We start from the raw sequence: 11575 nt of genomic DNA on the forward strand, positions 1-11575 counted from the left end.
ATGACTACGAGTTAAGCGTTTTCATTCACGCGTTGGTCCAATCAAAACCATTTAAAACGAAGTAACGCCTGAGGCGATGTGACAGAGAGATTGAGAGATTGAGGGATTGAGGGATTGAGAGACGGAGGAGATTAGGCGATGGAAGAACGAAAGAAAACGATTCGCAAACATACGGACCTCGATGTCTACAAATTCAGTTTTGCATCAGCAATGCGGCTATTTGAACTGAGCCGAAAATTCCCTTTGGAAGAGCGGTATTCGCTGACGGACCAATGTCGACGCTCTTCACGATCTGTCGCCGCCAACATCGCGGAAGCTTGGCGGAAGCGTCGGTACCCGGCGGCGTTTGTTGCAAAATTGTCTGACTCCGAAGCGGAAGCGGCGGAAACGCAAACATGGTTGCAATTTGCGGTGGAGTGCAAGTACGTCGACGCCGACGTCGCGCGAGAACTTTATTGTGAATACGACAAGATCATCGGAATGTTAGTGAACATGATCAAAAAGCCAGACAGTTGGCGTCTTAAACCAGACAAAAAACGAAAGCCCAAGACCACCGAATCACCAAACACGGAAAACGAATAATGAAAATGCGAACCAACCATAAAAAGCACTCTCAAACTCCCTCCCCCATCGCCGAACCCTCTGTCGCTCCGTCCCGGTTGTCGCGACGCGGTGTGCTTCGCAGCGCCAGCACGCTGATCACGTTGCCGTTTCTTGAATCATTTGGCTTTCGCCGGTTCGCCTCGGCGGCAACGCCCACGTCAACCACGCCCCCAAAGCGGATGATTTTTCTCGGGATGGGCTTCGGCGTGACCGCCGACCGATGGTATCCCGACGTCAACACGGTCGGTGAGAAATACGAGCTGCCCACGGTTTTGAAACCGCTCGCCCGGCATCAAAAAGACATCACGATCATCCAAAATCTGATGCATCAATATTCCGCCGACGGGCACTCCGGCAGCACGTTTTGGCTGACCGGTGCGAACCGCTACGCGATTCCAGGGCAGAGTTTTCACAATACCATTTCGGTCGACCAAGTTGCCGCAGAAGTGCTTGGCGAAAAGACTCGCTTTACCTCGATTCAACTCGCCGCCAAAGGGGCCGCGAATGATGGTCATGGCCCTGGTTCCTCACTCGCCTGGAACCGCTCGGGCAAGCCGGTCGCCGGACTCGATACACCCGTCGCGGCGTTTCATCGTCTGTTCTCCAATGACACGACACCGCTAGCCGAGCGGCAACAGCGGCTCAATGAACAACGCAGCGTACTGGACACCGTGCTGGCGGATGCCAAGTCGGTCGCCCGCAAAATCAATCGCACTGACTCACAGAAACTGGACGAATATTTGCAGTCGGTTCGTGAGATCGAAGTGCGACTGGCCAAAGAGGAAGCTTGGCTGGGCGTCGAAAAGAAATCGCCCAAGGACAAAGTGCGAGAACCCAAAGAATCACTCGAAGGCGTCGAGGAAATTCGCATGATGTACGACATCATGGTGGCCGCGATGCAAGTCGATGCCACACGGGTATTTACCTATCGCATGCCCGTCGATTCGATGATCGCAAGTCTCGGCGCGACAATGAGTGCCCATAGCATGAGCCACTATTCCGAAGGCGAACGACGAACGGTTTCGGAAACTCGCGATAAAACGCACGCCAAACTGCTTGCCGAGTTCATCGATAAACTCAAGGCGTCGAAGGAACCCGATGGCTCGAGTCTGTTTGACCATGTCGCGTTAACGATCGGAACCAATCTCAGTTCGGTGCACACGCTAAAAAATTGCCCCACGTTGATCGCGGGCGGCGGTGCTGGGTTCAAGCAAGGTCGCCACCTCGTGATGAGCGATCCGAAGACACCGCTCTGTAACCTCTGGCTCAGTACGCTGCGTGGCACCGGAATCAACGCCACATCGTTTGGCGATTCCACCGGCCTGATCGACGAGTTGTTCACCGCCTAAAATGTGGGATACGATCCCGTAGCGAAACTCGTCAAGAGTTTCGTCGTCCCTGTGTGGAATTGGCTTCCAGCCTGTCATCAGCCCTCCCTCATCCACACTTCGGTGGTGAGCCGTGGGCCGTAAGGCACCGGGTAATGCACGGGACCCGGCCGCTTACGCGTCACGGCTCAGTAAATCAACTACAATCACCTTTTCGAATTTCTCCTCCTCTTCCCGCCCCCTCGCAGCAATCATCATGAGAACTTCACGCGGTTCCATTCACTTCGCGGTGCTCATTTGCACTGTAATCCTTTGCAACACGTCCACGGCAAAATCACCTCCGAACGTGCTGATCATCCAGACCGACGAGCACAATTTCCAAACGCTCGGTGCCTATCGAGACACGCTGCCGCCGGAACAAGCGTTTGTGTGGGGTGACGACGCCGTGGTCCAGACGCCTTCCATCGATTCGATCGCCAAACGCGGCGTGATCTGCACCTCATTCTACGCCACTAGCCCAGTGTGCACGCCATCACGGGCCGCATTCTTTTCGGGGCTTCCCCCGCATAAGACCGGTGCGCACTCCAACGACCAACCTTATCGCAGCGACATCGTCACCTTTGCCGAAGTGCTTCGGCGTGACGGGTATGCGACCGGCTATGCGGGAAAATGGCATCTCGATGGGCCCGGTAAACCGCAATGGGCACCGAAGCGGCAATTCGGATTTGCCGACAATCGATTTATGTTTAACCGCGGCCATTGGAAGAATTTGGAACTGACCGAATCCGGCCCGCAAGTCGGTGCACGCGATAATAAGGGCAACCCCAGTTACAATGTCGACGACGCGGACGAACAAACCTTTGCGACCGATTGGTTGGCCGATCGCGCCGTCGACTTCATCCGCGAACACGCCGATGAACCTTTTTGTTACCACCTAAGCATTCCTGATCCCCACGGACCCAATACCGTCCGCGAACCGTACGACACGATGTTTGCCGACATGGCGATTCGTCCGCCGTTGTCATTTTCGATGAGCCGTGATAATCCCGCTTGGGCAGCGGCAACCGGCAAGAATGCGACACTTAAATTCAATCCCTCGTTGATGCAACTCTATTTCGGAATGGTGCGTTGCATTGATGACAATGTCGGCAAGATCTTAGAAACGCTCGACGAACTGGAATTAACCGACAACACCATCGTCGTGTTCACGTCGGATCATGGTGACCTGTGTTACGAACACGGCCGATTGAACAAAGGCAACCCCTACGAAGGGAGTGCCAAGATTCCCATGTTGATCGCCGCCCCTGGAATCATTCCGCCGGGAACCCGTGTCGACCAAGCATTTGGTACTGTCGACTTTGCGCCGACTCTGTTAGGACTACTTGGTAAGCAAGCACCCGAGTCCGTCGAAGGCCGCGATGCGTCGGAATTGTTTTCTGGAAAGACCCAGCAAAACCTGGATGAGGTCGCGATCCTTCAATCATCGGGTTTAAAGCCCTCGTGGTTCGCTGTGATCAATGATCGCTTCAAACTTGTCTTCTCGGTTTCCGAACAGCCTTGGTTGTTTGATCTGCAACAGGACCCCGACGAGCTGCGAAACTCGATCGACGAACCTGGAAACAAGCCAGTGGTTCGAGAATTGGCGGCCGCACTGCAGGATTATGTGTCAAAGCAAGACGCAAGTTTTCTTCACAACAAGATCGAACTGCAGTTACGCGAACTTACTGCCAACGAAGGCTGAGTCGAGACGAAGCCAACGGTAATGACCTTTCTGCCGACGAAGCAGACTGCTGAATTGGTACGACACCACCGCGCGTAAGTTGGTCGTTTGAGCCAACCCGGCGAAGCATTTGTTAGTCGGCAAACTACTTTTTCGGAGCTACGCTCGCCAGAGCGTGGACGTTTGCTTTTTTGTAGCTACGCTCGCCAGAGCGTGGATGGTTGCCGCGTACATACGAATCACCACCTTCTGGCGAAGGTCGCTACCAGACAAACCTTCACGGTGTTGGGGTAACACATCAGACTCGCCCGCTCACGACAGCATCCGGGCCCGGCAAATGCCAACCCGACGCGTCAGCAAGGGACCGCATCAGGACCAATCTTCTCTCCCTCACCCACTGGGTTGTCAAAAACATTCGACTTCGAAAACCCCGCATTGGGGTACAATGGCGACCGCTCAACTGCTCAGCAGATCGTGATGCTGGCGACTCCGTCTTGCTACAAAACTCTTATCCATTAACGAGGCGACTGTATGTTTAAAGAAAGAATGCCCTTGGTCGGCTTGTTGCTCGCCTCACTATTCTCAACCTCGGCGGTGGCCAACGAACGCCCCAACGTCATCCTGCTATTGGCCGATGATCTCGGCTGGACCGGGCTGGGGTGCTTCGGCAGCGATTTTTACGAAACCCCGAATTTAGATTCGCTGGCGGATCGAGGAGTGAAATTCACCAACGCCTATGCGGCGTGCACCGTTTGCTCGCCCACCCGCGCGTCGATCATGACAGGCAAGTATCCAGCGCGGCTGCATTTGACCGACTTTATCGCGGGCCAAAATCGCCCATTCGCTAAGCTGCAGATACCGCAGTGGACCAAGCGTCTTGATGGCGAACAGCTAACCATTGCCGAGGTCCTCAAGGGCAGCGGTTATCGCACCGGCCACGTCGGGAAATGGCATCTCAGCGGCATTGGTAAACACGCCAGCGGGACAAAGCCAACCGACCAAGGGTTTGACGTGTCCTACGAGCGTCCGCCGGGGGCGAAGGGTTACCTGCTAAAAACGCCATCCGACGGCGAATCAAAATCAAACTACTTGACCGACCATTTGACCGACAAAGCGTGCGAATTCATCGATCAATCAAAATCCGATCCCTTCTTTCTATATTTCGCCTACCACGTGCCTCACACTCCGATCCAGGGCCGCAGCGACTTGGTGGACTACTTTACGTCAAAGGTCGATCCAACCGCGATTCATCAAAATCCAACTTACGCCGCCATGGTCGCCAGCTTGGACCAAAGCGTTGGCCGCATTGTCGCCCAACTCGAAAAACGCCATCTGACCGACAACACCGTGATCCTGTTTATTAGCGATAACGGCGGGTTAACGCAGCGTAACGGAAAACATGATGGCTTTACCGAGAATTTGCCGCTGCGACGTGGCAAGGGGTCCGCCTACGAAGGTGGCGTCCGCGTTCCCGCGATTGCCTATTGGCCTGGAGTAACGCCGGCCGGATCGGTTTGCGATGAGCCGATCATCACGATGGATCTTTTTCCGACGATACAGCAACTTGCTGGGGTGACGGCGACTGAGATGCAACCGGCTGATGGACTGAGCTTGGTCCCATTACTGCGTGATTCTCAACATCGTTTTGACCGTGACTTTTTCTGGCACTATCCCCATTACCACGCCGGGGGTGATTCGCCTTACAGTGCTATCCGCTCGGGCAATTATCGTTTGATCGAGTTCCATGAAGACGAGCGTGTCGAACTGTATGATCTCGCTGTCGACATTGGCGAGCAAAATGACTTGTCCGAAAGCCTGCCTGCGAAGACGCGAGAGCTAGAGGAGAAACTGCACAAGTGGCGAGAATCCGTGAACGCGCAAATGCCCTCAGCAAATCCCAAATGCGATCCGGCTCGCCAACAGGAGGTGGGGCGTCAACCAAAGTCAAAACGTCCCCAATCTTCGTAATGGGTTTTGCATCCAATCGATTTCAACGCGCCAAGAGCGTCAATTTCCCGTAGCGCGAACCATCCACCTCACGCCCCATACCATCTACTTTCGCATCAACCGCATGGAGTAATCTAGCGGAGCGGCGCAAGCCGCCCGGTCAAAAGCGAACGTTCTATCACGCCGCACCCGGACGGCCCGCGACGCAAACGCTCCCCAAGGTAAATTGCATTGGGCAAGCACTGGACAGTTAAAACTTTGAGGTTGTCATGATTCTCGGTTGCGCTGGTTTTCTGCCACCTCTCCACCAACTTCGTTGGGGGAGAGGTCGAACGGAGCCTTCAGCGACGTTCGGGTGAGGGGGCTGACCGAGCAAGCCACTCACCAATGGTGACGCAGTATGCATCGGAGTTTCGCGGTCGCCCTCTCCCACGACCTCGAAGACTGCTGATTTAGTGGTGTCGACTGCAGGCCGGAGGCCGACACTCCCTCTGCCGGTGGCGTGAGCCACCGGCTAGCGGAGGTGGGAAAACATAGCCCAGCGGGCGACACACTCTCGGTCAGTGTGTCGGCCTCCGGCCTGACGGCGCCAGGTCGCCCCTATACCGTTGGCTCACGCCAACGGCAGGTCATGTTTCGGCCTCCGGCCTATTCGGTTGCTAGTAAATTGGCAACCGCCTTCGTCGGCAGATAGCCAGCTGTAGTTTGCCAGAAAACCCCACCGCTCAGTCTCCGTCGAAATGGCCAAAGTTGTAGCGTCCGAGGCAAGCACCCAATTCCACCAACTTTCGCATCGTCCGGATGGATTTATCTGGCGGAGCGGCGCAAGCCGCCCGGTCAAAATCGAACGTTCTATTACGCCGCACCCGGACGGCCCGCGACGCACCGATGACCGGGAAACAACGAATCGGAACACCCGCACGAAGGTAAATCTTGCGTTCACAGATTCCTTGTTAGCGCAGACCTTCCTTCATCATTCGCTTGGATACATTGACTTCCGACGTGAAACGAAGCGGCCAACGCGGTTATATTAATGTCCGGGGGCGAGTTATTTGCATCACCGCCGCCGTCTAAACTCATTGGCCACTTTCTCATCCCAATCGAGGCAATCGCGATGACCTTCAGCAGTGTGTGGTTACCGACCGTTGCCGCGGTGTTGCTTGGCGGATTGATTGGCATCGAACGTCAAATGAGTGGTCACTCCGCCGGACTCCGCACCCATATGTTGGTTTCACTTGCCTCGGCGATGTTCGTGTTGGCGTGTCGTGAACTGACCACCCCATTGCCAGTGGATCTGACCCGCGTCGTGCAAGGGATCGCAGCCGGTGTCGGATTTATCGGTGCCGGAACAATTCTGAAAGCCGATCGAAAACACGAAGTTTTTGGATTAACGACCGCTTCGACCATCTGGCTCTCCGCAGCGATAGGAACGGCGTGTGGACTAGACGAATACCCCTTAGCGATCACTAGCACTCTGTTAACGCTGGTCGTCCTCGTCGTACTGCGACCGATCGAATCGCGACTATTGAAGCAACGGAAGCAGGGTCAAGGAAACACCGATCCCAACAGCGACGTGACTCTACTGAAATAAAATCCGGCGTTAAGCGAGCGTGCTGTCACCTCTCCCAACGCAGTTTGGGGAGGTCGAGCAGAGCCTTCAGCGAATGCGAAGGTGAGGGCCGACCGAGCAAGTGGAGACGCACTGCTCGTTGCGTTGCGTGGTCGAACCTCACCCGAACGAGGCCTTACGCGCCCGTCCGGCCTCGCCCCAGCTGCGCTCGGGCGAGGTGACTCGCTACTGCTGCACTGGCGCGGTGAGAGCGGACATTATGCCAGGCGTTTGAAAAAATCTTGGGCACTCATTCGTCAGAGGAGAGCTATCTGCAGAGTTAACCGGAACAAAGCTCTACCGGGTACTTGGAACCCGCGCCCTTGCGTCGTGTTTTTAGCCGGAAACGATCGGACGTGCCACGGATCTCCGCTCTTCCCGATGTTCTACGATCCACCGTTCGCACTCGGTTAATAATTTGTTCAAACCTACCGCAAACACAATGGAAACACAAAAGCGTATCGCGCGATGGTGCACACACGGTGTGCGAGTCACGCCATTGTCAGTGGGCTCCCTTGTCTCGATGGAACTTCGCTTATCGCCCTACTTGCCGACCAGAAAACGTAGATTGATGATCTCGTGCAAGTCCACTGGGAATCGTTCATGATCGCGAGTGTTCGACCACTCGCGATAGTATTTGTCGAGCGATTTTAGGATATCGCGGCGGCTGACAATACCCAACAACATCGGACCCTCGACCACCGGCAGGTGCCGGAATTTGTGGCTCATAAAGATCGACGTCAATGTAAAAATATCAGTCGTGGGTGTCACGCAAGTCGGATGCCGTTTCATCATCGTTTCGGCTGTCTGCACCGGACTCGGATTACCGTAAAACAACTCGTTTGCCAAGCATTCCAGACAATCGCCCTCCGAGATAAACCCCAACAATCGTTGCTGGTTTCCTTCTTTTTGGGTCACCGGTGCGTTGGATAGTTTGTGCTTTTGCAGAAACGCCACGATGTCGACCAACTGCATGTCGGGGGCGATGGTTCGGACATCGCGGTTCATGAGGGTCTGGGCCGTGGGCGAGGCTAGAGTCGTCATTGCTTGTGTCCTTGTTTCGATGGATGCGGTGAAGGTTGACACCGATTCAGTGAACATCACCCCGTGTCACTGCTGCTGTCATGCACGTGTGAACGCGGGCGTGGCAAAATGAGGGTGATGACCCTGGATGATCCCGCGATCGAACTTCGGTTGCCCGCTTTGTGCGTGCTGCGTTAGATAACCAACCGAACCCGTCAAGTTTGCGAATCTTGTACCAAGCGGCATCAATGGCGGCGGTTCACACGGAAAGCGGTATGACTGTCAACCTGATGTACGGTTTAGAGAAGCGTGGCAGGCAGGATTTGCGGGTTCCCGCATGATCCGCTTCTCCGAATCCGAATGAAATCCGTATATTATCCGCAAGATTGGGGGGAACCGTTCGCATTTGTCTGCCATAATCCGCGGCTCATCGTTTCCATCTTCTCATCAAGCTTTTGCTGCATGTTTCTTTCCACCTTGACTCGGATCCAGACCGCTACGGTGGCGTTCTCAATCGCGTTCGTCTGCATTGTGGTCACGCCAGCTTGTTTCGCCGATCGATTGCTCGACCATTTTCCCGCCGCTGCCGAATCGGGCTGCATGGCTTGTCATTCCGAAGTCGAGCCGATTCGCGAAATCGGGTCCGAGATGCTCAACCAGATCATGCAGCGAGGCGAAGCCTTGGGCGATCCGGCCGGCTGTGTGGTTTGTCACAACGGTGATCCAACCGAAAAAGTGGACAAGGCAAAAGCGCACGGTGGCGACAATTTCTTCCCGCAACCGAGCAGCCCCTGGGTCAACGCGGAAACGTGTGGCCAATGCCACGAGGACCAAGTTCGAGTCCAATGGCAGAGTTTGATGATGACCGAAGCGGGCAAGATCCAAGGCGTCTGCTGGGCGTTTGGTTCGCTTGCCGGTTACGAACACAAATGGGCAAACTACGCCGTCGAAAATCCCACGGACCCCAGCGAGCGTCTTGGGACCGACGCCTATCGCAAGTACATGGCAGTGCTGAAAGACAAAGAGCCGAACGTTTTCGTTGATCGTCACGAGCCGCTTCCCGACGCGCTACAGCCGGGTGAACTGGATCGGTTGGAACAAGACCCATCGCTTGCCGCGTTCACCTACATTCGCCAAGAATGTCAACGCTGCCATCACGCCGTCAAAGGCCGACAAGAGCGAGGCGATTTTCGCGGCATGGGATGTTCCTCGTGTCACGTTCCTTATGGAAACGAAGGGCTCTACGAAGGCGACGATCCATCGATCCCGCACGACGAACCGGGGCATGCGCTGGTGCATTCGATTCAAGGTACTCGCGATGCAAAGGTCACCGTTCACGGCAAAACCTACAGCGGCATTCCGGTGGAAACCTGCACCACCTGTCACGACCGTGGCAAACGGATCGGCGTCTCGTTTCAAGGATTGATGGAAACGCCCTTCCATTCACCCTATGCCGATGATGGCGGCGACCAACCCAAGCTGCATACCAAACATTACCTAGCGATGGAGCAGGACATTCACTACCAAAAAGGAATGACTTGCCAGGATTGTCATACCTCACTGGACGTTCACGGCGACGGCTTTCTTGCCGGAGCGAACCTTGCCGCCGTGCAGATCGAATGCTCCGATTGCCACGGCACTCCCGATCAATTTCCTTGGGAATTGCCTCTCGGGTTCATGGACGAGTTTGACGAAGTGCCGGCATCGGGCGAACCACGCGGGCTGACCGACACGCCGCTGCCGCATACGCTGCAGGGGGCCCAGGTCGACAAACGTGATGGTTTTTTGTTGACCGCTCGCGGTAACCCTTACGAAAACGTCGTCCGCGACGGCGACGAGATTATTGTCTATACCGCCGCGGGTGCCGACATTCGCATGAAGCCGCTGAAGACGTTGATGCAAGAGAACAAAATCAGCGAACGGGGACGTGTCGCGATGCAAGGCGTGGCATCGCATCTGCAGCAGATGGAATGTTATTCGTGCCACGCATCTTGGACGCCCCAGTGCTATGGGTGCCACGTCAAAATCGATTTCACTCAAAAAGACAAATGCCCTGAGTGCAACGAGTCCAAACAAGGATTCGACTGGGTCGCCGCCGGACGATTGCATGGCGAGGACGAGCATCGGGCCGATCGAGGCGAACAGGGATTTGAGACGATCATCCCCGGAAAGGTTAGCGAGAGTCGCAGCTACGAACGCTGGGAAGAACCGATGTTGGGGATCAACGGCGAAGGCCGCGTCAGCCCCCTGGCTCCCGGCTGCCAAACCTCGGTGACCATCATCGGCCAAGACGGTAAGCCGTTGATTCTGAACCATATTTTCAAAACCGAAGCGAACAGTGAAGGCGGTGGCGAGGACGGCCAATTGTCGATCGACATGAGTCCGACTCAGCCGCATACGATCACCAAAAACGCACGTTCCTGCGAATCGTGTCATGCGTCAAGCAAAGCACTCGGATTGGGGATTGGCTCGACGCGGCCGTGGAACGAGCAGCATGTGGTCGATCTACAATCGATTGACGGCACGATCCTGCCCAAGCAATCGCAACCACAGATGGCCGCGATTGAAAATCTCGATCACGACTGGTCTCAGATTGTCGACCGCGACGGACAGCAGGTTGCCACGGTGGGCCATCACTTTCAGTTATCGCGTGCGTTCAACAAAGACGAGCTTGATCGGATCAGTCGCGAAGGAACTTGTATCGCGTGTCACAAAGAGATTCCCACTGCGTCGTTGGCCGTCAGTCTGTTGCATCACGTTGCGCAGTACACCGGGCAAACGCCTAAATCGCCCGGCGAGCATGATGCGCTACTCAACAAAATCGTGCTCTCGAGTGCCTGGGGACAAGCGATCGGAATCATCAGCCTCCCACTGTTCGCTGTCTTGGGGGGAGTTTGGTACCGCCGCCGCAAAGTGGGATAGGCTTCCAGCCTGTCATCGGCTCTCCCAGCATCAACCTTCCCCCGTAGCGAAACGCGTCAAGAGTTTCGTCCGCTCCAAGTGGGATAGGTCTCCAACCTGTCGTCAGCCCCCCTGTCGTCAGCCCCCCTGTCGTCAGCTCCCCTGTCATCGGCTCTCCTGTCATCCCCCTCCCCCTCTCCCGACATCCGCAAAGTCTATAGGATCCTATGGGCACGCCATTTGCTCGATGCGGATACAGCTGATGAAGTTTTGATCGGATCTGGATGAAGTTGCGGTGAGCCGAGCATGTTATTGCAGGCTGCCCCCGTAAAAACGCGAGCCAGAGCATCGTTCGGTGGAAGCACGTAATCGCCGCTGAATTCCCGCATCGTGCTCATCCACTGAGCCTCGCTGAGGCAGCGGTGGTTAATTTGCATGCAATCG

Annotated in this window: 8 protein-coding genes; 6 read left to right on the top strand and 2 right to left on the bottom strand. The window is 55.5% G+C overall.

Annotated elements, in window-relative coordinates; genetic code table 11:
- Positions 1–138: 138 nt before the first annotated feature.
- From ABX962_RS18515 to ABX962_RS18535, 5 genes are all read left to right on the top strand, one after another.
- On the top strand, positions 139–582 hold the full coding sequence (locus tag ABX962_RS18515) for a four helix bundle protein (RefSeq protein WP_372721519.1): 444 nt from the start codon (positions 139–141) through the stop codon (positions 580–582).
- A 5-nt stretch (positions 583–587) separates the two neighbouring features.
- The gene (locus ABX962_RS18520) at positions 588–1952 is read left to right on the top strand and encodes a DUF1552 domain-containing protein (protein ID WP_372721526.1); all 1365 of its coding nucleotides are present in this window, start codon (positions 588–590) and stop codon (positions 1950–1952) included.
- A gap of 235 nt (positions 1953–2187) precedes the next feature.
- Positions 2188–3672 carry a sulfatase gene (locus ABX962_RS18525; protein ID WP_372721520.1) on the top strand — a complete coding sequence of 495 codons (1485 nt, stop codon included), beginning with the start codon at positions 2188–2190 and terminating at the stop codon, positions 3670–3672.
- 510 nt (positions 3673–4182) lie between these two features.
- On the top strand, positions 4183–5619 hold the full coding sequence (locus ABX962_RS18530) for a sulfatase (protein ID WP_372721521.1): 1437 nt from the start codon (positions 4183–4185) through the stop codon (positions 5617–5619).
- 1093 nt (positions 5620–6712) lie between these two features.
- Complete coding sequence (locus ABX962_RS18535) at positions 6713–7189, top strand: MgtC/SapB family protein (RefSeq protein WP_372721522.1); 477 nt, start codon at positions 6713–6715, stop codon at positions 7187–7189.
- Positions 7190–7750: 561 nt separating this feature from the next.
- Here ABX962_RS18535 and ABX962_RS18540 read toward each other — a convergent pair.
- Positions 7751–8251: a CBS domain-containing protein gene (locus tag ABX962_RS18540; protein WP_372721523.1), complete on the bottom strand. Its 501-nt coding sequence runs from the start codon at positions 8249–8251 to the stop codon at positions 7751–7753.
- Between the two features lie 441 nt (positions 8252–8692).
- Between ABX962_RS18540 and ABX962_RS18545 the strand changes: the two genes are divergently transcribed.
- Positions 8693–11152 (top strand): cytochrome C, encoded by a 2460-nt coding sequence (locus tag ABX962_RS18545; RefSeq protein ID WP_372721524.1) that lies wholly within the window; start codon positions 8693–8695, stop codon positions 11150–11152.
- 194 nt (positions 11153–11346) lie between these two features.
- Here the strand turns inward: ABX962_RS18545 and ABX962_RS18550 are convergent.
- The coding region (locus ABX962_RS18550; protein WP_372721525.1) for a hypothetical protein at positions 11347–11575 on the bottom strand (229 nt) is incomplete at its 5' end.

This window comes from Novipirellula sp. (assembly GCF_041583735.1).
Taxonomy (GTDB): domain Bacteria; phylum Planctomycetota; class Planctomycetia; order Pirellulales; family Pirellulaceae; genus Novipirellula.